General features: G+C 60.6%; 17 protein-coding genes. 5 read left to right on the plus strand and 12 right to left on the minus strand.

From position 1 onward, the window contains the following. Nucleotides 1-95: 95 nt before the first annotated feature. From AABM54_RS14260 to AABM54_RS14275, 4 genes are all read right to left on the minus strand, one after another. A complete protein-coding gene (locus tag AABM54_RS14260; protein WP_347900631.1) occupies nt 96-221 on the minus strand; it encodes a hypothetical protein in 126 nt (41 codons plus the stop codon). A 209-nt stretch (nt 222-430) separates the two neighbouring features. After that, nucleotides 431-610, minus strand: a complete 180-nt coding sequence (locus AABM54_RS14265) for a hypothetical protein (protein ID WP_347900632.1) — start codon at nt 608-610, stop codon at nt 431-433. 158 nt (nt 611-768) lie between these two features. Next, a complete protein-coding gene (locus tag AABM54_RS14270; protein ID WP_347900633.1) occupies nt 769-1,938 on the minus strand; it encodes a lactonase family protein in 1,170 nt (389 codons plus the stop codon). Beyond that, on the minus strand, nt 1,931-2,224 hold the full coding sequence (locus AABM54_RS14275) for a DUF5629 family protein (RefSeq protein WP_347900635.1): 294 nt from the start codon (nt 2,222-2,224) through the stop codon (nt 1,931-1,933). Before AABM54_RS14275 ends, AABM54_RS14270 begins: the two co-directional genes overlap by 8 nt. A gap of 198 nt (nt 2,225-2,422) precedes the next feature. On the opposite strand from AABM54_RS14275, the gene AABM54_RS14280 reads away from it, so the two are divergent. Continuing rightward, on the plus strand, nt 2,423-7,270 hold the full coding sequence (locus tag AABM54_RS14280; RefSeq protein WP_347900637.1) for a DUF6543 domain-containing protein: 4,848 nt from the start codon (nt 2,423-2,425) through the stop codon (nt 7,268-7,270). 66 nt (nt 7,271-7,336) lie between these two features. Here the strand turns inward: AABM54_RS14280 and AABM54_RS14285 are convergent, their stop codons facing one another. The 6 genes from AABM54_RS14285 to AABM54_RS14310 form a co-directional block, all read right to left on the minus strand. Further along, nucleotides 7,337-9,721, minus strand: coding sequence for an RND family transporter (locus AABM54_RS14285; RefSeq protein WP_347900638.1), 2,385 nt, complete (start codon nt 9,719-9,721; stop codon nt 7,337-7,339). A 15-nt stretch (nt 9,722-9,736) separates the two neighbouring features. Then, nucleotides 9,737-10,789 carry a YCF48-related protein gene (locus tag AABM54_RS14290; RefSeq protein ID WP_347900639.1) on the minus strand — a complete coding sequence of 351 codons (1,053 nt, stop codon included), beginning with the start codon at nt 10,787-10,789 and terminating at the stop codon, nt 9,737-9,739. Nucleotides 10,790-11,027: 238 nt separating this feature from the next. Next, entirely contained in the window at nt 11,028-12,215 is a 1,188-nt protein-coding gene (locus AABM54_RS14295; protein WP_347900641.1) for an aminotransferase class I/II-fold pyridoxal phosphate-dependent enzyme, read from the minus strand. Nucleotides 12,216-12,255: 40 nt separating this feature from the next. After that, entirely contained in the window at nt 12,256-13,881 is a 1,626-nt protein-coding gene (locus tag AABM54_RS14300; protein WP_347900642.1) for a methyl-accepting chemotaxis protein, read from the minus strand. 218 nt (nt 13,882-14,099) lie between these two features. Further along, nucleotides 14,100-15,242 (minus strand): glycerate kinase, encoded by a 1,143-nt coding sequence (locus tag AABM54_RS14305; RefSeq protein WP_347900643.1) that lies wholly within the window; start codon nt 15,240-15,242, stop codon nt 14,100-14,102. Nucleotides 15,243-15,393: 151 nt separating this feature from the next. Continuing rightward, complete coding sequence (locus tag AABM54_RS14310) at nt 15,394-16,515, minus strand: sugar diacid recognition domain-containing protein (RefSeq protein ID WP_347900644.1); 1,122 nt, start codon at nt 16,513-16,515, stop codon at nt 15,394-15,396. Between the two features lie 169 nt (nt 16,516-16,684). On the opposite strand from AABM54_RS14310, the gene AABM54_RS14315 reads away from it, so the two are divergent. Next, nucleotides 16,685-17,998 (plus strand): MFS transporter, encoded by a 1,314-nt coding sequence (locus AABM54_RS14315; protein ID WP_347900645.1) that lies wholly within the window; start codon nt 16,685-16,687, stop codon nt 17,996-17,998. A 4-nt stretch (nt 17,999-18,002) separates the two neighbouring features. On the opposite strand, the gene AABM54_RS14320 is transcribed toward AABM54_RS14315, so the two are convergent. Continuing rightward, a complete protein-coding gene (locus AABM54_RS14320; protein WP_347900646.1) occupies nt 18,003-18,431 on the minus strand; it encodes a hypothetical protein in 429 nt (142 codons plus the stop codon). Between the two features lie 169 nt (nt 18,432-18,600). On the opposite strand from AABM54_RS14320, the gene AABM54_RS14325 reads away from it, so the two are divergent. The 3 genes from AABM54_RS14325 to rarD all read left to right on the plus strand — a co-directional run bounded on the left by AABM54_RS14325 (nt 18,601) and on the right by rarD (nt 21,601). Further along, nucleotides 18,601-19,500 carry a LysR family transcriptional regulator gene (locus tag AABM54_RS14325; RefSeq protein ID WP_347900647.1) on the plus strand — a complete coding sequence of 300 codons (900 nt, stop codon included), beginning with the start codon at nt 18,601-18,603 and terminating at the stop codon, nt 19,498-19,500. An 84-nt stretch (nt 19,501-19,584) separates the two neighbouring features. Next, on the plus strand, nt 19,585-20,598 hold the full coding sequence (locus tag AABM54_RS14330) for an aldo/keto reductase (protein ID WP_347900648.1): 1,014 nt from the start codon (nt 19,585-19,587) through the stop codon (nt 20,596-20,598). A 115-nt stretch (nt 20,599-20,713) separates the two neighbouring features. Further along, the gene (gene rarD / locus AABM54_RS14335) at nt 20,714-21,601 is read left to right on the plus strand and encodes an EamA family transporter RarD (RefSeq protein ID WP_347900649.1); all 888 of its coding nucleotides are present in this window, start codon (nt 20,714-20,716) and stop codon (nt 21,599-21,601) included. A gap of 63 nt (nt 21,602-21,664) precedes the next feature. Here rarD and hppD read toward each other — a convergent pair whose 3' ends face one another. Then, a complete protein-coding gene (hppD, locus tag AABM54_RS14340) occupies nt 21,665-22,741 on the minus strand; it encodes a 4-hydroxyphenylpyruvate dioxygenase (RefSeq protein WP_347900651.1) in 1,077 nt (358 codons plus the stop codon). Nucleotides 22,742-22,746 lie beyond the last annotated feature (5 nt).

Raw genomic sequence — 22,746 nt, forward strand, 5'->3', positions numbered from 1 at the left:
TTCAGTGCCCACAGAATCAATCAAATAACCGGCTATTAATAGCGACCTTTATGCATAGTAGCTATCAGTTTAATTGATCGATAATTCAGCGACTCTCAATCCTGCAACAGGCTCATCAAGCGCTCGCGCGAGGCTTCAGGCTCGCCTTCGACAGGCTGGACGGCCGAGAGAATCGGGGTCGAATACAGAAAGAGAAGCACCACTGCCAGACGCATAGCCATGTTGTCGATCCCGGAAAAAGAGGAGTCAATTAATTAGCGTCAAATTTAAACACATGGCTATGTGATATTACCAAGGGAAAATGTACTGGCTGGTGAATGCTGTCGCAAACGCGTTATGCAGGAGCGACATCACTCCCAGTGTTCGACGACGTTAATGTCGAACCACCGAAGTGACTTCGCGCCTGCATAAAGACTGCGGGAGGTGAATCTCAGTGCTGGATTTTGTGGTCCAGCGCGGCGTAGAAGTTGGCGCTTTGTTGCAGGTACTTCTGGGTGTAGCTCTGGGTGCTGGAGCGTTTGGCGTTGATTTCCACGCTGGCGCTGGCTGGCAGTGCAACGCTGGCGGAGATGGCGGAAGCCGCGATAACGGAGAAGAGATTGAAGTTCATGATGATAACCCTCGAAGATTCAGTTGGCTTGTTTGCCTGTGGAGGCCGTGAAGCAAACTTACGCCCGAGGGTTGGCGCCTTTGAAATGCTTTGTAGCATTAGCGGATATCAGTCTCATTAATAGAAGGATGCAGGCCCCGGCTACCGGGGCCTGCGGTCTATTGACGCAGCAGGAACCTGATATCGCTGGGGGAATCAATCGGCAGTTTTTGCACGGTTTTACCCAGAAGACCCGTCTTGGGATCGCGCTCGACCACCACAATCTGGTTGCTCTTCTGGTTGGCGATCAACACAAACCGGCCGCTGGGGTCGAGGCTGAATTCGCGAGGATGATCACCGTCCACTGAGCGGCGCTGAATCTCCTTGAGTTCACCGCTGACCGGGTCGATGGCGAATGCCAACAACTGGTTGGCGGTGCCACGGTTACTCACATAGAGAAACTTGCCGTCTGCTGAAGCGTGCAACGCCGCGCCTGCCTTGTCTGATGCAGGCTGACCGGCCGCCAGATCGACCAGTTGGCGTTGTTCAAGCGTGCCGTCGTGGTAGTCGAACACCGCCACCTGCGCGCTCATTTCCATGCTCAGCCAGGCATGTTTGCCGTCCGCGCTGAACAGCAGATGCCGTGGCCCGCTGCCCGCTGGCAACTGGACCGAGGCCGGTGTGGCAGCGGTCAACGGCAGTTCCCGGTTGGCCTTGGGGTCGTAGCGATAAACGAAGACTTTGTCCGCACCCAGGTCACTGGAAAACACGTACCGACCGTCCGGCGAGGACACCGTCGCATGCACGTGGGACGAGTTCTGCCGCTCAGGGTTGACCCGGCTCGCCGGATGGCTGCTCAACTGCACCGGAGGCGACAGCTTGCCGTCGGCACTCACCGGCAGCACCGCCAGGCTTCCGCCTGGGTCTTGGGCCACGCAATAGTTGCTGACAAACAGATACTGGCCGTCACCACTCAGGCTGGAATGAGTCGGCTCATTGCCCAGGCTCTGCACCTGACTGAGCGGGCTCAGCGCGTGAGATGTCGGTTCGACGGTAAAACTGCTGACCCGACCCACCGGGTCGGCTTGCCCCGGACCGTTCTCATTGACCACGAACAGGCGACGCTGATCCTTGGACAAGGTCAGCCAGGACGGGTTGGCCGTCTTGATGACCTGTAACGGTTTGGCGTCGAGCTGACCGCTGCGGCTGTCGAATTGCAGCCGGTAGATCCCTTCGCTCTGGCCCTGGGTATAGGTGCCCACCAGCAGCTCATAGGTGTCGGCGGGCGCGGCCTGCACGCCCATCGCGCCAACACTTGCGGCCATCAGCAAGGGCCATAAACTACGCATCCTCATGCTCGTCTTCCTCTTCCTCGCCAGCGCTGAAGGCACTCATGCACACCAGTCGGTGCTCGCCGGAATCACCGGTGATGCTCCAGCTCTGCAGGGTCGGGTCGAAGGTTGCCGATTGCACCTGAGCCAGGCTGAAGCTCCAGCGCTTGGCCGCACGACCGTCCATGCACTCGATCAGTAACTGGGTGTCATCGAGACTGAAATCGAAGGCATGCAGCCCGTCGATTTCCAGCATGTCGCAGGTTTGCAGGGCAGTCAGCAAGGTTTCGTTTACGGCAGTCATAACCATCTATCGCTTGGGAGAAAGGGGTAATGATAGGCCAGTTTGCGAGCCACTCCTAAACGGACGTGCGCGGGTGGTATCCCGGTATCGCCCGACGGCCTGGCGCGGCGGGTATTTTTGGGCAATCCCGGCTGATACCTGCCAGCGCTGGCACTCCCGCGCACAGGTTTGGCTCAACGACTGCCCAGGTACGCCCGCATGCAAAACCCGCCCTCCCCCTCAACCACGTATGTCGATATTCAGGCACGCATCATTCAGGCGCAATTCGCTACCCGACCGACGTTGCGCTCGGTCGTCGTGCACATGCTTGGGGACCTGATTACCGAGAAAACCGCAGCACTGGACACTGATATCGCACTGATCAGCGTCGCCACGCCCAATGCCCTTCAAGGCTATGACCTCAATCCGCTGGTTGATATCGCCCTCAATTACATGGCGAGCGGCAACGCTCCCGATTTTTCGATAACCGCCAGCGACCGCGACTGTCATCTCGTCAACGAACGCGGCACGCGAGTGCGCTACGTCTCCTTCGCTGATGACGGTCGTGCGCTGGTTCCCGATATGCAGCTCATCGAAAACATCCTCCTTGGTCTGCCTGCAATTGTTCCTATCGTTTTCCAACAAGCGTTGACCGACTACTGGAATGCACCCGCCGATACCGGCGCCAGCCGTTGGCAGTGGCTGGGCGATCAACTGCGTAACGCCCTCAGAAGTGCAACTATCCTGCTGGCGGGAGACGACATCGAACCGCGAGAAATACTCACCCGGCTGGCAAACCACGCCGACACTCAGGAGCGCGCCATCCTCAGCGGACCTTTGGGCGATGTGCACGCCTACTGCATTCAAACCACGGTGACCAAAGCGGCGCAGTCCATCACCTATCTGGCTCCCGACATTCTTGTGGTTCGAGGCGCGCGCGTGCTGCTGTGCAGTGTCTCGGGAGTCATCCAGGCCTATGCCTCCCTGGAGGCATTCGGCGAAGCCTGGGGGAAGATGATCACCCAGCGGTTCAATGTCGAGACCATCACCTGGAAACGCTATAAGCCCGGCGACGACATTTTCGACACTCAGGCCGCCCTGCTGCTGAACCAACAACTGGAGGACATCGACGCATTCGAGCTGCCTGCGCGACTCAACACGCGCGAGCTGGAACAACGCTTCAATGAAATGACCGACCTCGCTCCGCTGTTCTGCGGTATCGCATCTGCCAGCCCCGTTCAGTTACGGCAGGTACACGCTGCGCTACCTGAATGGCTGCGGCAGGCATCCACTGTCGATCAACTGGACTATCGCAAACACAGCCTGGAACTGGCGAGCCTCAATCAAGCGACAAAAGGTCTGTCATGGTCCGATGGCATCGCCGACATCCGGACATTCGCGGCCACGGCACTGCAACAACAGATGCTCAAGGACCAGCCACATGCACCGGTTTACAAGGCCGATGAGCTTGAGCTGACGTTTCACGTACCCGTGGGCAATCTGGGCAGCGGTTACATCGAACTCGTGAAAATGACCTTGACTGAGCTGGCGCTAAAAAACCTCGCCGGCAGGCCCAATGGTCGCATGACCGTGCGCCACACGGGCGAAGGGACCTTGCCGGACTGGATAACGCCCGAGTACCTGATGAGCCTGATCACCCGGATAGACATTGGCAAAGCCTATCCGCTGCTGATCAAAAACCTGTTGTTGAGCGGGACCGCTGACGCCGACAGGCGCCAGCGTCTGTTTGCCGCCGAACTGCACGTGGCTTTGCCGTTGAAAGCGCTCGAACACTCGATCAAGGGTGAGCACGGCCTGACTCGACGTGGTTACCAACTCGTCTGCGCCCTCCTGCACCCTACCTATGCTGATCGAGTGGTCGACGGGCAAGAAGTGGTGATCCGCCCGCTGGCATTTTCACGAAAAGCCAATGCGCAAGCCGATGTGGCCAGCAACATGTTCATCATTGAGTGCGAGGGCAGCCCAGTCGGCCCGCATGTCCTTTACCGCCCGGTCTATACAGACTCGTTGCTTGAATACCCGACCCGCGAAGCCTTGTTGGCCGCCATCGCTTCGCCCGGCGCACTCCAGAGCAGCGTACTGGCGTGGTTGCCGGAAACAGCCCGCTCGGTCTACGACAACGGTGGGTTCAACGAACCGCACATTGCTCACTTTTCACCGCTCGACCCTTTCGGCCTGCCTGAAAAACCCAAAGCGGCGACACTGGCCAACGGCGAGCGGGCGGATGAGCTGCTGCACTCACTGCGCAACGGAGCGCTGATGCAGTACCTGTTCGGCAGCGAGGCCCGCGCCCTGGTAGACCTGGGTGAACGCGACTCGGTTTCCGACGCTGAAAGTCGCTGGGCGATCCTGCTGGAGGGCGGCTGGACGTTGTTCAATACCTTGCTGGCCTTGCCGCTCGGCGGCCCGATTCTGGCCGTTGGCTGGATGATCTCGATGGTCAGCAGTGTGCTCAATGACCTGCCACAACTTGACAGCCAGGCCCCCGCCACACGGGAAGTCGCATGGGTCGATTTCCTGATGAACCTCTCGATGCTGCTGTTGCACGGCGCCCAAAAGCCCGAATTGCCCGCCGAATCTGTGGCTCTGGAGGGGTTGGAGAAAATCGGCGTTGCACTGGACCGGGTGCGTCGCCCACCGCACCCAGCGCTCGACGCCCACGCGGACGTCAAGCAAGGCACCCCTGGCCTGCCCTCCGAACCGCCCGGAGGCGGTACAACCCTGCTGGACTTCGACCGTTCGCAGGCGCGCGATTCGTCGGCGACGCGCTTGCTGAACAGGCTCAGAGAGGTCAACGTCAAATGGCCCGACGTTATCCCGGAGCCCATTCCAATAGGGGCGTTCAAAGGCCTGTACCGTATCGGCCACAAATGGCATGCCACAGTCGCCGGGTTGTTGTTCCAGGTGAGCATCGTTCCGGGCTTCGCTGAGGTGTACATCGTTCACCCCCTCAAACCTGACCATCCGGGGATCAAGCTGAAAACCGACGGGCAAGGCCATTGGACGCTGGATCAGGGGCTCAAGTTGACGGGGGGCGGCCCCAAGAAAAGGATTGCCGCTTTGCAGGAAGAGAACATTAGAAGACTTGAAGCGCTGTATCTCGAAAAACAGCCTGTACAAGAAGCGCAACTCGAAGGCATCGAAAGTTTCCATCAGGCGGCACGTGATGTTGATATTGCCCACAGTGTCTATAAGCCGCACATCAAGAGACAGCAGGTGATATGGCAACTGCTTGAACACGCCGACGACCTACAAAAACCTGCCATGCGCTCGCGCCAGGTCACGGAATTGGAAAAAACCGCCAACGCCTGGTCAGCACTCCTGGGCAAGCTGGAAGCGATGCAGGCAGGTGCCGTCCAACTGGAACAGATACGGCGTCAACTGATCGACTTCAGCCGCCGGGAGAGTGAGCTCAACAAGACCAATACCCCCGCCCTACAACGCGCCAAACTGTTTGCCGCGATTGCCTCCACCCAACTGCTGGTTCAGGACCATGCCGTGAGACTGAGTCAGGACTACCTGCTCGGCTGCACAGAGGGCGAGCCCCTTGATCATCTGGCCAACCGGGTTGGAGCGGCCCTTGACGCCGGCGACCCTCAGCCCTACCGCAAGTACACCCAGGCAATGGAGGACAGCTATGCCTTTGACGAGCATATTCGTGAATGGACCCGGCGCTTTGAATCAACACTCGATGAGCTGCAGGCGGACTCGCACGCCGGAACAAGAGAGCGTAATAACCTGCTGAAACTGGTGGGCGGCTCGGAATTGCTCAGTGAGTTGATTATCAAGCTGCATGACCTGGATACCTTACGCGAACTGAGTCTGGACCGCAGTGTCGGGCGCAGTGTCCAGACGCAGCTGTTGTTCGAGGACCTCTACTCCATGCAAACGCCTCTGGAGCGACTCAAGGACACGGCCACCGCTCACCTGGTGTTGCGCACGACCGAAGGTTTCACGTTCGAGCAACGCCAGGCAGTGCTGGAGACCATCATCGAGCAATATCAAAAAGCAGAAGACGCCAGCCTGATGCTGAAGGAACTCGCCCCGGCGGTTAGTCGCCCGAGCTATCAACAGCGCTTTATCGACGACCTCAGGCTGGCACGCCAGGGTGCGGAGTCCGAGCTGGTCGAGCTGATCCTTCAGCAGGAGAACCTGCCGGTCACTGCTCCGCGCACCCGGCAGACGAGTCGCCCATCCACCACCAAACGGATATTCAAGACACGCAACCATGGCACCCTGATCGGAGAAGTACAGGCGCCGCGCCCTGGAGACGAAGGTGAGGTCATTGAAGTACACGACCCGTTCAATAAACAGATGGTTTCGCGTTACCACAAACATGCTCAAGACGATGTGTACGTCCAGATGGTTGAGCAACCGCTGCAACCGGCCCCGGTGACCCGGTCAACCAAAACCATCATAGAGGCCGGCAACAAGCTGCTGGCGCAACGAGTCAAGTTAGAGACCTTGATTGACCGTGAAATGGCCCAGGTACTGCGAGACCCCGTGTTGCGCGAAGAAAAGACCCCCGCCGACTGGGAGACCATGCTGGTCCAAAGCGCCGGGGACCTGGAAGGCCTGGTGAGCGAACTCCGGAAAACGCCAGAATCTTCGGCGCAGAAGAGCGCGTTACTTGTCGAACTCGCCAGTGCTGCCCAGAGCATGCGAACCAAAGGCCGGGATTACCGGATCGCCGGCTACACGTTGCAGTCCCCTACCCCCGAAAAAGTTGATTTCCTCTGGACTCATCACACGATAGACATCGAGCCTGTGACGTCGCGCAAGCTGACCCAGGCCAAGGATTTCCTGACAGAGTTTGTTATCAAGGACAAACACTCAAGGGAAGTGCTGTGGTACGCGCATTTCCACTACGCACATCTTGACGGCCCAACCGATGCCTACACCGCCGGGCACTTGAAACGGCCCGAACAACGCTTTGTCGGTTTCAAGGCGCAACTGAGCCAGGCCAAAAACAACCGGGAAATCACCCGCATCTGGCGCAGCAAGATTTCACCGGCCATGGCTAAAAAGCTGTTCTTCTACGATTGAAGGCTCGCCCCGACCCAAAAGAAAAGCCGCAGCAAACGCTGCGGCTTTTCATTTGTGGCTCGGCTATCAGTGAGCAAACAACGAATTGCCCTTCTGCCCCGCGAGTTTTTCCGGTTTGATCAGGAACCGCGCCAGTGCAGGCAGCAACCACAACGCACCAAACATGTTCCAGAGCAGCATGAAGGTCAGCATCAGCCCCATGTCAGCCTGGAACTTGATCGCCGAGAAGATCCAGGTCGCCACACCAATGGCCAGGCACAGGCCGGTGAACAACACTGCTTTGCCCGTGGACTTGAGCGTCTGGTAGTACGCCTCCTGCAACGGCAGGCCGGCACGCAGGAAGCTTTCGAGGCGGCTGTAGATGTAGATGCCGTAGTCCACGCCAATCCCCACCCCCAGCGCCACCACCGGCAAGGTCGCGACTTTCACCCCGATGCCCATGAACGCCATCAGCGCGTTGCCCAGCACCGAGGTCAACACCAGCGGCAGCACGATGCACAAGGTCGCGGCCCAGGAGCGGAAAGTAATCATGCACATGGTGGCCACACAGATGTACACCAGGATCAGGATGATCAGCTCCGACTCCTTGATCACCTCATTGGTGGCCGCCTCGATCCCGGCGTTACCGGCGGCCAGGATGAACTCCAGGCCCTCCTTGTTGTTTTCCTTGGCGAACTCCTGCACTGCGTGGACCGCACGATCAAGGGTTGCAGCCTTGTGGTCGTTGAGGAACACCAGCACCGGCGCCAGGGAGCAACTGTTGTTGTACAGGCCATCAGCGCGGGCAATGGAGTTGTTCAGTACATCCGGGTTACGTGACAGAGTTTCCCACTTCAGGTTGCCCTCGTTCATGCCCTTGATCATCTGCTTGGAGACCGTCACCAGGGAAATCGCCGACTGCACGCCCTCGGTGTTCTGCATCTTCCACATCAGCTCATCGATTGGCGCCATGGCTTCATAGCGCGAGCAGCCTTCGGGCCTGGTCTTGACCATCACCACCAGCACATCGGAGCTGGTGGAGTAATTACTGATGATGAAGTTGTTGTCCTTGTTGTAACGCGAATCCGGACGCAGCTCCGGCGCACCTTGATCGAGGTCGCCGATTTTCAGGTTCTGGCTGTACCAGAGCCCGCCGCCAAACGCGATCAGGGCGATGAGAATCGAGACCGGAGCCACTTTCGCGCTGGCAAAGTTCGACAACATGCGCCAGAACGGATGCTCGCGGGTCGCGTCTTTCTTGCTGCGTTCGATGGCACGCTTGCTGATGCCGACGTAGGAAATCGCCACCGGCAGCAGGATCAGGTTGGTGAACACAATCACCGCTACCCCGATGGAGGCGCCGATGGCCAGTTCACGAATCACCCCGATGTCGATGATCAGCAGCGTGATGAACCCGACCGCATCCGCGAGGATCGCGATCATCCCCGGCAGGAACAGTTGACGGAACGTGCGCCGCGCCGCTGTCAGGGCGTTGTCCGCCTCACCGGACTGCAAGGCAATCCCGTTGATCTTCTGGACGCCATGGGAAATGCCGATGGCGAAGATCAGGAACGGCACCAGCATCGAGTACGGGTCCAGGCCGAAACCGAATGCGTGCATCAGGCCGAGCTGCCAGACCACCGCCACCAGGGTGGTGATCAACACCGCGATGGTGCTGCGAATACACCAGGTGAACCAGTACAACAGCACCAACGTGATGATGAACGCCACACCGAAGAACATCACCACCATGATCAGGCCATCGATCAGGTCACCGACTTTCTTGGCGAACCCGACGATGTGGATCTTTACATTGGGGTTCTGGGCTTCGAACTTGTTGCGGATCTTGTCTTCCAGTTCATGGGAGAACTTCTGGTAGTCCAGTGCCAGCAACTTGCCCTGGTCCGCCGGGTCCGGATAGGACTCCAGCAATGGAATATCGACAATGCTCGACTTGAAGTCGTTGGCCACCAACCGCCCGACCTGGCCGGACTTGAGCACGTTGTTGCGCAGTTGTTCCAGGCTGTCGGCCGAGCCGTTGTAGCTCTGCGGGATCACTTCGCCGCCGGCAAAGCCTTCCTCGGTGACTTCAGTCCAGCGAACACTCGGGCTCCATAACGACTTGAGGCCGGAACGGTCGACACCGGAGATGTAGAACACTTCGTCGTTGATCTGGCGCAGCGTCTCCATGTACTCCCTGGAGAAGATATCGCCGTCCTTGGCTTCCACCGAGATCCGCACGGTGTTGCCCAGGTTTGCCAGATCGTTGCGGTGCTCCATCATCTTCTCGATGAAGGGATGCTTGAGCGGGATCATTTTTTCGAAACTGGTGGAAGGCCTGATCAGCGTGGCCTGCCAGAACAGGAACAGGCTGACCAACAGGCAGATGACAATCACTGCCGGGCGGTTGTTGAATATCAGGCGCTCGAGAAACGTCGCCTTGTCCTGGTGATGACTGCTCATGGATGTCATATCCCCGCCTTCTTATTATTTGCCCAGCTCGGTGCCGGTTGGCGAAGTGGCGCGAACGCCGCCCTGTCCGACCAGAATCAAGTTGCCATTACCTGCCCCGGTGACCGCTGAGATGGATATGCGGTCGGAGCGGTTGGCGACGCTGAAGGTCTGACCATCGTCGCTGCTGCGTACCACGCTGCCGCCGTTGCCGACGATCACGATCGAGCCGTCGTCCAGCAGCGTTGCGCCGGACAGGCCGAACTCCAGATCACCACGGGCGGCCTTGAGTTCGACCGGCTCCCAGGTGCTGCCGAAATCGGTGGAACGAAACAGGTTGCCGCGTAAACCGTAGGCCAGCAGCGTCGCTGGCTGGGCGGTGCCGATCACCCCGAAGAGCGAACCTTCGTACGGGCCTTGCAGGCGTTCCCAGGTTTGCCCCCAATCAGCGGAGCGAAACATGCTGCCCTGCTCGCCGACGATGAACAGCCCCGAATCCTTGACGGAGGCAATCGCATTGAGGTGGTACTGGTCTTCGTTATCCAGGCGATCACTGACGTCTTCCCAGTGTTTGCCACCGTCGGTGGTTTCCACCAACGCACCGTAAGCGCCCACGGCGAAGCCGTTGCTGGCGTCCTTGAACCAGACGTCGAGCAATGGCGCTTCGCGCTTCAAATCTTCGTATTGTTTGGTCCAGTTGATGCCGCCGTCCTCACTGGCGAGGATCTGCGCATCATGGCCGACGGCCCAGCCGTGTTTGTCGTCGACAAAGAACACGGCGGTCAGCAGCTGGCGGGTGGGCACTTTTGCCTGGGTCCAGGTTTGGCCCTGATCATCGGAATAAAGAATGTGCCCACGATCCCCAACGGCCACCAGGCGCTTGCCGGCATGCACCACATCGAGCATCAGGCCCTTGGCGGATTTATCGGATTCGATGGAATAAACGGCATCGGCAGCCGGCGTAGCGGCGGCCAGGACAGGCCCTGATAACACCGCAGAGCCCAACAGCGAGAGCGCTGTAGCCAGCAACGCGAATCTGCGTAGCGCCAGCGGGCGGCAAGAACCCACACCCATGACAGGCTCACTCATAGACCTTTCCCCCATTATTATTGTTAGGTCATTCAACCTTTCAGGGCGCCATAAAGGGCGTTTTTACTGACCGACTGGCGGACCGATGTCCGCAAACCTGCAATCTAGAGCCCCTTTGGAAGCAGGGCTATCCTATCCAGCTTTCGAAAGGTCTGACAATCGACGCCACGTTATCTTTTGTTAACCCAAAGAATTACGGTCGCAGGTGAACGGCAGGCACCCGTCGGGCGGATGCGCATCAACGCACACGCGCCTCCAGCAGGTCTGCCGCACAGTGCGCGATACGCCGGCAGGCCTCCGCCAACTGGACCTGGCCCACCACCAGGCCAATGCGGATATGCCCTGCCGCACTGGGTCCGAAGGCCTCGCCGGCCAGCACCGAGACGCCGTACCCCTCCAGCAACCGCTCGGCAAACACCTGGGCACCTACACCGGTCCGGCGCACATCGACCATCACAAACATGCCGCCATCGGGTCTGACCGGGCTCAGCCCCGGACAATCCTTCAGGCTGGCGCACACCAGGTCGCGACGCTGGCGATACTCGTCACGCATCTGTTCCAGTTCCGGCAAGTCCGCATCAAGGGCCACCTGCGCGGCGTTCTGGATGAATTCCGGCAGACCGAACAGCATGCACAGCGACAGGTGCACCAGGTGTTCCGTCAGCGGTTTGGGGCCGATCACCCAGCCCACGCGCCAACCGCTCATGGCGTGGGACTTGGAGAGGCTGTTGAGGGTCGCCGTGCGTTCGGCCATGCCCGGCAGGCTGGCCGGGCTGATGTGCCGGCCTTCATAGAGCAGGTCGCTGTAGACCTCGTCACTGATCAGCCACAGGTCATGACTGATACACAAGTGCGCCAGTGCCTGCCAGGTCGACAGCGACAGACTGGCCCCGGACGGGTTATTCGGACTGTTGAGCAAAATGGCCCGGGTCCTGGGGGTAATCAGTGCGGCCACGTCGGCCGGGACAACGCGAAAACCGTTTTCGGGCCGCACCGCCACGGGCACGACCTTGGCCGCGCAGGCGCCGAATACCCCTTCATAAGTGACGTACATGGGTTCGGCGACGATGACTTCGTCGCCTGGGTCGAGCAAGCATTGAGCAACGGAGTACACCGCGCATTGCGCGCCCGGCAACAGCACCACATGTTCGGCTTCAACCACCTGACCGCTGCGTCGGGTATGGCGCCGGGCGATGCTGTGACGCAGCGCCCGGGTGCCACGCACTTCGGCGTAATGGGTATCGCCGGCCAGCAGGCTGTCGATTGCCGCCTGGACGATCGGCTTCGGGGTGTCGAAGTCCGGGTCGCCGACCGACAGCAACAACACGTCGACGCCCTGCTCGCGTAATTCCAGCGCTCGGTAGTGAATCTGCCAGGCTTCGGCACCTTCGCCGGCAATTCGTTGGGTCAAGGCTGAATAGCGCATGTCACTCTCCTGTCGCGCGAGCTCCAGCCTCAACCCTATCTCAAATCACGAAACGCGCCACCATCGCGTTCAAATCCACTGCCAGACGCGACAGTTCGTGGCTGGCGGCGCTGGTCTGGTTGGCACCCGCGGCGGACTGGGTCGCCAGGTCGCGGATGTTGACCAGGTTACGGTCGACTTCACGCGAGACCTGCGCCTGCTCTTCGGACGCACTGGCGATGACCAGGTTGCGCTCGTTGATCTGATGAATCGACTGGGTGATCTGCTCCAGTGCCACGCCGGCCGCGCGGGCCAGTTCCAGGGTGCTCTGGGTGCGCTGGTTGCTCTGCGCCATCGATTCGACCGCTTCGCCGGTGCCGTTCTGGATCCCGGCGACCATTTTTTCGATTTCCTGGGTCGATTGCGCGGTGCGATGGGCCAACGCCCGAACTTCGTCCGCCACCACCGCAAATCCACGCCCGGCCTCGCCGGCACGGGCCGCTTCAATGGCTGCGTTCAGGGCCAGCAAGTTGGTTTGTTCGGCGATGGCGCGGATCACGTCCAGCACCTTGCCGATGTCACGGCCCTGTGTGGCCAGGCCTTCGATCATCAGCGAAGTGGCTTGCACGTCCTGCGTCATGGTCTGGATCGCACCGACGGTTTCCACCACCCGGTCGCGGCCCTCGCGAGCAGCCTGGGTCGACTGGTTGGACGCTTCGGAAGTCGACACCGCGTTGCGCGCCACTTCTTCCACGGCAGCGGTCATTTCATTGACGGCGGTGGCGGCCTGTTCGATTTCGTCGTTCTGCTGCTGCAGGCCGCGTGAGGCTTCTTCGGTCACGGCGCTGAGTTCTTCGGCCGCCGCGCCGAGCTGGTTCGCGGAGCCGGCGATCTGTTCGATGGTCTTGCGCAAGTTGCCTTGCATGGCGGACAACGCGCTGAGCAAGCGCGCCGGTTCATCCTTGCCGTCGATTTCGATGGTTTTGGTCAGGTTGCCGCCTGCGATGGTTTCGGCGGCGTCCAGCGCCCTGTTCAGCGGAGCAACGATGCTGCGCGTCAACAACCACGCCAGCAGCACGGTGGCCAGCGCCGCGACGACCGAGACCACGACAATCCCGGTGATGGCACCGCTGTAGTGCTCGCCCGCGTCGGCAGAAGCGGCTTTGGCGTCAGCCGCGTTGATCGCGATCAGTTTGTTCAACTGCTCACCCATCAGGTCGGTGCCGTCCTTGATACGGGTATTGATCAAGGTGCGCATTTCCTCGGTCTTGTTGGCCCGCGACAGCTCCATCATCTGGCTTTGAGCTTGCAGGTAGCTGTCCAGGGTGGCGGCAAACACTTTGGCCAGCGCCGCTTCTTCTGCACCGGCCGGCAATGCAGCATAGCTGGCTTGCGCCTGGCGGACTTTGTCGACAAGGGCGCTGATACGCGTTTCAGCCTCCTGCAAACCTGCCGGGTCACGGTTGACCAGCACCCGGAACGACAGAATGCGCAGGCGCAACACGTTTTCCGTGACGTTGCCCAGGAACCCGACGCTGGGCAGTTGAGTGCTCTCCATGTCGATAGACGCCTGGCGGATGATCGACATGCGGTCCACGGCAAACACGCCCAGCACGATGACCAACAACGCAATAAAAGCGAAACCCAGGAAAGCTCGAGGCGCGATATTCATGTTACGTAAGGACATAGGATGACTCTCGGGGTAGTGAAGGTCTACGAGCATCCATGCCGTGAACGCTGCCCGGCAGGAGATCGCGCTCCACCGACAGGTAGGCGCCGCTTTTTTAATTGATCTGTGCGCCTGTTACAGGTATCGGCCGACCTTGAGCTTTTATGCACGTCCCGGAGAAAAATATTTCTGGATATGACAGGTGTTTCACTGCTGAAACACCTGGCCTTTGAGGATCAACCCTGGCGAACCGCCATCCTCCAGACCCGGGCGATGTCGCGGGCGCGATCACGCAATAGCCCTGGCGCCTGCGCGCAGGCCTGTTCCAGGCTCATTGGGCCGGGCGTCAGGGCGAACGCGGCGTCGACACCGTGTTCGTACATGTGCTGATAACCCTCGCCCAGGGTGCCTGCAATCACGATCACCGGCACACCCTGCTGATGGGCAATGCGCGCCACGCCAAACGGCGTCTTGCCGCGCAAGGTCTGGGCATCGAAACGCCCTTCGCCGGTGATCACCAGGTCTGCACCACGTATAGCTTCGGCGAGGCCGACCAGCTCTGCGACCACCTCGACACCCGGACGAAATTGCGCACCGAGAAAAGCCTTGGCCGCAAACCCCAAACCGCCTGCCGCGCCACTGCCGGGTTCGTCGCTGACGTCTTTTTCCAGGACTCGTGCACAGAGCACGGCAAAATGCCCGAGGGCCTGGTCCAGCTGTTGAACCTGCTCCGGCGAGGCGCCCTTTTGCGGACCGAAAATCGCCGAGGCGCCCTGAGGGCCACACAGGGGATTGTTGACGTCGGCGGCAATGTCGAAACGCACCTGAGCCAGACGCGGGTCAAGTTCGCTCAGGTCAATCTGCGCCAGTTGGGCCAGGGCCAGGCCACCCGGTTTCAGTGGCTGACCGGTTGCATCCAGCAGCCGGAGGCCCAACGCTTGCAGCGCGCCAGCCCCGGCATCGTTGGTGGCACTGCCGCCAATCGCCAGAATGACCCGTTGCGCACCAGCATCGAGCGCGGCGCGGATCAGCTCCCCAGTGCCCACCGTGCTGCTGGTGCACGCGTCACGCTTGTCCACCGGCACCAATTGCAAACCGCTGGCCTCGGCCATTTCGATAATCGCGGTGTGGCTCTGGGGCAGCCAGCCCCAATGGGCGTCGACTGCCATACCTAGCGGCCCCTGCACCCGCGTGCAGCGCAACTGCCCGTCGCACGCCGCCAGCACCGATTCGACCGTCCCCTCGCCGCCGTCGGCCATCGGGCACTTGACCAGTTGCGCCTCCGGCCAGACTTCCGCCAGCCCCTGGGCAATGGCCGTGGCCACTCTTTCGGCACTCAGGCTGTCCTTGAACGAATCAGGGGCGATGACGATTTTCATGTGAATTCTCCAGTTCCAATGCACCCATGCTGCCAGTTGAACTGAACAATGACGCCGGTCCGCTGCACAAGTCGTCGTGAGGTTTATTGTTCATTTCCACAAAAATCATTCCATCATCGTCGTCGTGTTCTATGGCGGTTGGGGTTGATTGTCATGGATGGGCATCGGTCTGCGGCAGCAGTTGCACCCCCAGGTACAGCGCGAGCATGCCGTCGAGGCGCAACGGATCGACGCCGCTGAGCTCGGCGATGCGCTCCATCCGGTAGCGCAGGCTGTTGCGGTGAATGCCCAGCGCATCGGCGCACGCCTGGCTCTGACCGTCGTGCTCACACCAACTGCGCAATGTCGCCAGCAACTGACCGTTACCGTCCCTGGCAATGACCTTGCGCAGCGGGTTGAGCAATTCATCCAGCGCATCATCGTTGCGGTGACGCCAGAGCATCACCGGCAACCGATAGCGATTGAGCGTCAGCAGTCGCGACTGGGGCAGTACGTCGCGCCCGTAGGCCAGCAAGTCGCCGACGCGCCGGTAACAGCGGCGCAACCCTTGCAAACCATCGGCCTGGCCGCCCACCGCGATGCGCAGGATGTTCCAGCCCTGACCGTCGAGCTTTTCCAGCAGGCGGTCGTTCTCCAGCGTTTGCGCGGCCGGCCGGCACCACAACAGCGATGATTTCGCCGAGCTGACGCACCAACTGTCAGGGTAACGCGAGGTCAGCCAGGCACTCAGGGCCTCGACGGTTTGCCCCGGCCCATGCTCAAGACCCAGTTCAAACAGATAAGGCACCCGTGCCAATTGAGGCTTGAGCCCCAACTGTTGCGCCTCGTCGATCAACCGGGGCGAATCGCCGGCCTCGCTGAGCAGCAACGCCAGCAGGTCATCGCAGCGCTGGCGCCGCCATTGCTGCTCGGCCTGCTGATTGCGCTGGCCGACGAGCATTTCAGCGGTCATGCGCACCAGTTCGGCGTAGGTGCGCAGCGACTCCGGCTCACCGGTGATGCCCAACACACCGATCAGCCGCTGATCGAGCAGCAACGGCAAGTTGATCCCCGGCTGCACGCCTTTGAGATGGATCGCCGTTTGCGCGTCGATTTCCACCACCCGACCATTGGCCAGCACCAATTGCGCGCCTTCGTGGCGGGTGTTGATCCGTTCCGGCTCGCCGCTGCCCAGAATCAGCCCCTGGCTGTCCATGACATTGACGTTGTAAGGCAGGATGGCCATCGCCCGGTCGACGATATCCTGCGCAAGGTCGTGATCGAGTTCGAACATAGCGGCGTGGTCCTTGAAAACGGCGTGCGGTGGATTGGTCACCCGCACAGGTGCGGCGGGCAAACCCTGTGCTCAGGCACAAAGACAGCGGCCCTGGGGTGACCGAGACTCACTGGGCGATCAACGTTACCCTTGCCTCGCAAAAAATCATAATAAAGAGAGACCCGCCATGTCACAGAGCGCCGCTGCCACCCTGGCCACCGCTGACGATAAAAACGCCGTCTACAAGCGCATTACCCTGCGCCTGATCCCCTTCATTTTCATCTGCTACCTGTTCAACTACCTCGACCGGGTCAACGTTGGATTTGCCAAACTGCAGATGCTCGACGCGCTGAAATTCAGCGAAACCGTGTACGGCCTCGGGGCCGGGATCTTCTTCATCGGCTACGTGCTGTGCGGCGTGCCGAGCAACCTGGCACTGAGCAAATTCGGCCCACGGCGCTGGATCGCGGTGATGATGGTGACCTGGGGCACGCTGTCGACCTGCCTGTTGTTCGTCACCACCCCGACCGAGTTCTACACCCTGCGCCTGTTCACGGGCGCCGCCGAAGCCGGGTTCTTCCCGGGCGTGGTGCTTTACCTCTCGCAGTGGTTCCCGACCTTTCGCCGTGGCCGCATCATGGCCCTGTTCATGTCGGCCATTCCGTTGTCCGGCCTGCTGGGCAGCCCCTTCTCGGGCTGGATCCTCAACCACTTCGCGGCAGGCCAGGGTGGCTTGGCGGGCTGGCAATGGATGTTTTTGCTGCAAGGTATTCCCACGGTCATCCTTGGTGCACTGGCGTACTTCCTGCTGAGCGACAACTTCGCCAGCGCCAAATGGCTCAAGCCCGAAGAGCGTGCGGTGCTTGAAGCGGATCAGGCCGAAGACCTGGCCAACAAACCAAAAACCGCCACCGACTCGCTGCTGGCCGTGTTCAAGAACCCGGCGATCTGGGCGTTCGGGCTGATTTACTTCTGCATTCAGAGTGGCGTCTACGCGATCAACTTCTGGTTGCCGTCGATCATCAAGAACCTGGGGTTCAGCGACAACCTTGTCATTGGCTGGCTGAGTGCGATTCCGTACTTGCTGGCAGCGGTGTTCATGTTGCTGGTGGGCCGTTCCGCCGACCTGCATAAAGAACGTCGCTGGCATTTGGTAGTGCCAATGCTGATGGGCGCGGTGGGCTTGCTGATCGCGGTGAACTTCGCCGCCAACCCGGCCATTGCCATTCTGGGCCTGACCATCGCCACCATGGGCGCCCTCACCGGTTTGCCGATGTTCTGGCCGGTGCCGACGGCCATGCTCAGCACCGGTGCCGCCGCTGGTGGCCTGGCGCTGATCAACTCCATGGGCCAGATGGCCGGCTTCCTGAGCCCCTACCTGGTGGGCTGGGTCAAGGACACCAGCGGCTCGACCGACGCCGCGCTGTACGTGCTGGCCGGGGTGATTGTCGCCGGTAGCCTGTTAGCCCTGCGCATGACCCGTCAGTTGCGCAACCCGTAAAGGACTACGCGCCGGATAGCTCCGTGTCCGGCGCACCGCCCTCCTTCGCGTACTCATGGCTGATCGTCAGCCCGGCCGCTGCCGGCGCGTCCAGCTCCAGCACCACGCCCGCCGGCAACTGCACGAAGATCTGCCAGATGCCGTCCTCCGGCACCTGCGCCACTTGATGAGGCAAGCCGCTGTCGCGAACCCGCCGCAACACCTGCCCAGCGTCTTCCTGTGTGCGAAAAGCGATGTGGCTCAGGGCGCTCTCGACGAACCCCGGCTGCTCGATCACATGCACCAGCGCCTCGCCGTCCTGATACAACCAGCGACCGGGAAACGGAAACGGCGGCCGACGGCCCGGCTGCAATCCCAGCAGCGCCTGGAAAGCCGATTGCAGCGCCGCGCCATCGGCGGTGTTGAATGCCAGATGGTCGAACTGCCAGCTCACAGCACACCCCGCTTATCGACGTTGATCGGCCCTACGGTTTGATGGGGGAAGGACGCATTGCACGTGTTCATGGCAAGTACCGTATCAAGTGAAAGGACTTCATCATCCTTGCTTGCCAATCACGGAAAAATCCCGGTAAAAAAGAAGCATCTTTAAAGGATTTTTATTAATGAGTTCGATCCTCGACCTGGAAATCTTCGTGCGCACCGCTGACTCCGGCAGCATTTCCGCTGCCGCCAGAACCCTGGAACTGACCCCGGCCGCCGCCAGTATCGCCCTCAAACGCCTGGAAACCCGCCTCGGCATCCGCTTGTTCGCGCGCTCGACCCGCAGCATGCGCCTCACCGAAGAAGGTCGGCGCTATCTGGAAAGCGTACGCCTGGCCCTCGCCGCGCTGGCGGAAGGCGAACAGGCACTCAAGCAGCAGACCCAAGGGCTGAGCGGCATTCTGCAACTGGCCGCGCCTTCGGATTTCGGGCGCAACGTATTGCTGCCGTGGCTGGATGAGTTCAAGCACGAGCACCCGCACATTCAATTGCAGTTGCTGCTCAGTGACCGTCACGCGGACCTGTTCCGCGAAACCGTCGACATCGCCCTGCGTTTTGGCGTGCCGACCGACTCGACCCTGGTGGCCCTGCCGATCCTCACGGAGCACCAGCGTGTGGCCTGCGCCAGCCCCCAGTACCTCGCCCGACGCGGTACGCCCCGCACGCCCGCCGAGTTGAGCGAGCACAGCGCCCTGCTCTACTTGCGCAACGGCCGGCCCTACAACAGCTGGCGCTTGAGTCGTGGCGATGAGGTTCAGGAAGTCCAGGTCCGCGGCGACTACCTCAGCGACGACGGCGAAGTGGCGCGCCGCTGGGCCTTGAGCGGCCACGGCATCGTCTACAAGGCCTGGCTCGACGTGGCTGCCGATGTCCGCGCCGGTCGCCTGGTGACCTTGCTCGACGACTGGCAGGGGGAAAGTGCACCGTTCTACCTGCTGTGTCCGCACCGGGTCCAGGTCTCGGAACGGGTCAAAGTGCTGCAAGCATTTTTGCAGGCGCGCTGTCAGTCGCTGAGTCGATAATTCAGATTGCCCCGCGTGCGCGTTCTGGTATTTGATTGGGCGTTGCGACCACTTCAGGTCTTCACCGGTAAAAGGATTCTGTCCATGAGCTACCGCACGCTAGGCCACTCCGGGCTGCAAGTGTCGACCCTGACCCTGGGCACCATGATGTTCGGCGAACAGACCAGCACCGAGGACTCGCTGCGTATCATCAACAAGGCCTGGGACCAGGGCATCAACTTCATCGACACCGCCGACGTCTACACCGACGGCCGCTCGGAAGAAATCGTTGGCGAGGGCATCGCCGGCAACCGCCATGAGTGGGTGCTGGCCTCCAAGGTCGGCTTCGGCCCGGCAGACGGCGTGCCCAACCGCAGCGGTTTGAACCGCAAGCATATTTTCAACGGCATCGACGCCAGCCTGACGCGCCTGGGCACCGACTACCTGGACATCTACTACCTGCACCGCGAGGACCACAACACGCCGCTGGAAGTGACGGTTTCCGCCATTGGCGACCTGCTGCGCCAGGGCAAGATCCGCTACTGGGGCGTGTCCAACTACCGTGGCTGGCGTATCGCCGAAGTGGTGCGCATTGCCGATCAGTTGGGTGTCGACCGGCCGGTGATCAGCCAACCGCTGTACAACATCGTCAACCGCCAGGCCGAAACCGAACAGATCACCGCCGCCCAGGCTTACGGCCTCGGCGTGGTGCCTTACAGCCCGCTGGCCCGTGGCGTGCTGAGCGGCAAGTACGCCCCTGACATTGCCCCCGACGCCAACAGCCGCGCCGGGCGGCAGGACAAACGCATACTGGAAACCGAATGGCGCGTGGAGTCGCTGCGCATCGCCCAGCAGATTCAGCACTACACGCAGGAACGCGGCGTCGGCATCGTCGAATTTGCCATCGCCTGGGTGCTGAACAACGCCGCGGTCAGTTCGGCCATCGTCGGCCCACGCACCGAAGCACAATGGGACGCGTACACCCAGGCTCAGGCGGTGAAGATCACGGCCGAAGACGAGACTTTCATCGACTCGCTGGTGACGCCAGGGCATTCGTCGACCCCCGGGTTCAATGATGTGAGCCATTTCGTGTCCGGGCGTATGCCGCGTAACACCTAAATGAACACACTTCCCAGTGTGGGAGCCGGTGTTGATCGGTCGGACAATATTTGGCTCGAAAACCACGTATCCTCTGCGCCCGCTTCATACCCACTAAAAATTCCGCGAGGACAGTTTGTCTAAAGGTATTGCTCTATCGGTAACCGCCTCAGTGCTGTTTGCCGTCATGTATTTCTACACGTCGCTGCTGTCACCCTTGAGCGGCGTGGAAATCTTTGGCTGGCGGATGCTGCTCACGGTGCCGTGCATGACCGTATTCATGCTGGTGTCCGGCGAATGGAAACAGGTGATCGAGATCCTTCGACGGCTGGCCGGCAAACCGCTGCTGATGCCTGGCCTGCTGGCCTCCTCGGCGTTACTGGGCGTGCAGCTGTGGCTGTTCATGTGGGCGCCGTTGAACGGTCACAGCCTGGATGTGTCGCTGGGTTACTTCCTGCTGCCGCTGACCATGGTCCTGACCGGGCGCATCGTTTATGGCGAACGCCTCTCGTACCTGCAAAAAGTTGCAGCGTTTTTCGCCACTCTGGGCGTACTCAACGAGTTGTATCAGGTGGGCAGTTTTTCCTGGGCAACCCTGCTGGTGGCCATCGGATATCCGACCTACTTTGTGCTGCGTCGGCGCATGGCCGCCGATAACCTCGGTGGTTTGTGGCTGGACATGGCCCTGCTGCTGCCGGTGGCGTTCTGGTTCGTGCAAAGTGGCGAACAAGGCTTTGGCGTGTTCAATCAACACCCGTGGCTGTCACTGCTGATCCCGCTGTTGGGCATCATCAGTGCCTCGGCGCTGGTGGTCTACATCATCGCCAGCCGTTTGCTGCCGTTCAGCCTGTTCGGGCTGTTGAGCTATGTCGAACCGGTATTGCTGCTGGGTGTGGCGCTGCTGTTGGGGGAAAGCATCAAGGCCGGCGAATGGCTGACCTACATCCCGATCTGGCTGGCCGTCGTGGTGCTGGTGCTCGAGGGCTTCAAGCATCTGGTCCGGCAGCGCAGGAAGTCCGTTTAGAGGCGCATGAAAAAGCCCGGTCAGACGTTGTGTCTGACCGGGCTTTTTTACACCTGCGGTTGCTTACTCGGTAGCGAGTACACCACGGCGGACCTGGTCGCGTTCAATCGACTCGAACAGGGCCTTGAAGTTGCCTTCGCCGAAACCGTCGTCACCCTTGCGCTGGATGAACTCGAAGAACACCGGGCCCATCAAGGTTTCCGAGAAGATTTGCAGCAGCAGGCGCTTGTCCCCTGCTTCGGACGAACCGTCCAGCAGAATCCCCCGCGATTGCAGTTGATCAACCGGCTCGCCGTGGTTCGGCAAACGGCCTTCCAGCATTTCGTAGTAGGTTTCTGGCGGCGCGGTCATGAAGCGCATGCCGATTTTCTTCAGTCGATCCCAGGTGTCCACCAGATTGTCGCTGAGGAACGCCACGTGCTGGATGCCTTCGCCGTTGAACTGCATCAGGAACTCTTCGATCTGCCCGGCGCCCTTGGACGATTCCTCGTTCAGCGGGATGCGGATCATGCCGTCCGGCGCGGTCATCGCCTTGGACGTCAGGCCGGTGTATTCGCCCTTGATATCGAAGTAACGAATCTCGCGGAAGTTGAACAGCTTCTCGTAGAAATTCGCCCAGTAAGCCATGCGGCCGCGATACACGTTGTGGGTCAGGTGGTCGATGATCTTCAGGCCTGCGCCTTCCGGATTACGGTCAACGCCTTCGATGAACACGAAGTCGATGTCGTAGATCGAGCTGCCTTCACCGAAACGGTCAATCAAATACAGCGGCGCGCCGCCGATGCCTTTGATGGCCGGCAGGTTGAGCTCCATCGGGCCGGTGTCGATGTGGATCGGCTGGGCGCCGAGTTCCAGGGCACGGGCAAACGCCTGTTGGGCGTTCTTGACGCGAAACGCCATGCCGCACACCGACGGGCCGTGTTCAGCGGCGAAGTACGAGGCCACGCTGTGGGGTTCGTTGTTGAGGATCAGGTTGATCTGGCCCTGACGATACAGGTGCACGTCTTTGGAACGGTGGGTCGCCACCTTGGTGAAGCCCATGATCTCGAAGATCGGCTCCAGGGTGTTCGGGGTTGGCGATGCGAATTCAATGAACTCGAAGCCCATCAGGCCCATTGGGTTTTCGTATAAATCTGCCATGGTTG

It is taken from the genome of Pseudomonas purpurea, assembly GCF_039908635.1.
In the GTDB taxonomy this organism is placed as follows: domain Bacteria; phylum Pseudomonadota; class Gammaproteobacteria; order Pseudomonadales; family Pseudomonadaceae; genus Aquipseudomonas; species Aquipseudomonas purpurea.

Bases quoted from the DNA above. Each gene is read 5' to 3' on its own strand.
- AABM54_RS14290 (WP_347900639.1), bottom strand. From the start codon at position 10,789: ATGAGTGAGCCTGTCATGGGTGTGGGTTCTTGCCGCCCGCTGGCGCTA.
- AABM54_RS14260 (WP_347900631.1), bottom strand. From the start codon at position 221: ATGGCTATGCGTCTGGCAGTGGTGCTTCTCTTTCTGTATTCGACCCCG.
- AABM54_RS14295 (WP_347900641.1), bottom strand. From the start codon at position 12,215: ATGCGCTATTCAGCCTTGACCCAACGAATTGCCGGCGAAGGTGCCGAA.
- AABM54_RS14265 (WP_347900632.1), bottom strand. From the start codon at position 610: ATGAACTTCAATCTCTTCTCCGTTATCGCGGCTTCCGCCATCTCCGCC.
- hppD (WP_347900651.1), bottom strand. From the start codon at position 22,741: ATGGCAGATTTATACGAAAACCCAATGGGCCTGATGGGCTTCGAGTTC.
- AABM54_RS14300 (WP_347900642.1), bottom strand. From the start codon at position 13,881: ATGTCCTTACGTAACATGAATATCGCGCCTCGAGCTTTCCTGGGTTTC.
- AABM54_RS14285 (WP_347900638.1), bottom strand. From the start codon at position 9,721: ATGACATCCATGAGCAGTCATCACCAGGACAAGGCGACGTTTCTCGAG.
- AABM54_RS14280 (WP_347900637.1), top strand. From the start codon at position 2,423: ATGCAAAACCCGCCCTCCCCCTCAACCACGTATGTCGATATTCAGGCA.
- AABM54_RS14330 (WP_347900648.1), top strand. From the start codon at position 19,585: ATGAGCTACCGCACGCTAGGCCACTCCGGGCTGCAAGTGTCGACCCTG.
- AABM54_RS14275 (WP_347900635.1), bottom strand. From the start codon at position 2,224: ATGACTGCCGTAAACGAAACCTTGCTGACTGCCCTGCAAACCTGCGAC.
- AABM54_RS14315 (WP_347900645.1), top strand. From the start codon at position 16,685: ATGTCACAGAGCGCCGCTGCCACCCTGGCCACCGCTGACGATAAAAAC.
- AABM54_RS14305 (WP_347900643.1), bottom strand. From the start codon at position 15,242: ATGAAAATCGTCATCGCCCCTGATTCGTTCAAGGACAGCCTGAGTGCC.
- AABM54_RS14310 (WP_347900644.1), bottom strand. From the start codon at position 16,515: ATGTTCGAACTCGATCACGACCTTGCGCAGGATATCGTCGACCGGGCG.
- AABM54_RS14325 (WP_347900647.1), top strand. From the start codon at position 18,601: ATGAGTTCGATCCTCGACCTGGAAATCTTCGTGCGCACCGCTGACTCC.
- AABM54_RS14270 (WP_347900633.1), bottom strand. From the start codon at position 1,938: ATGCGTAGTTTATGGCCCTTGCTGATGGCCGCAAGTGTTGGCGCGATG.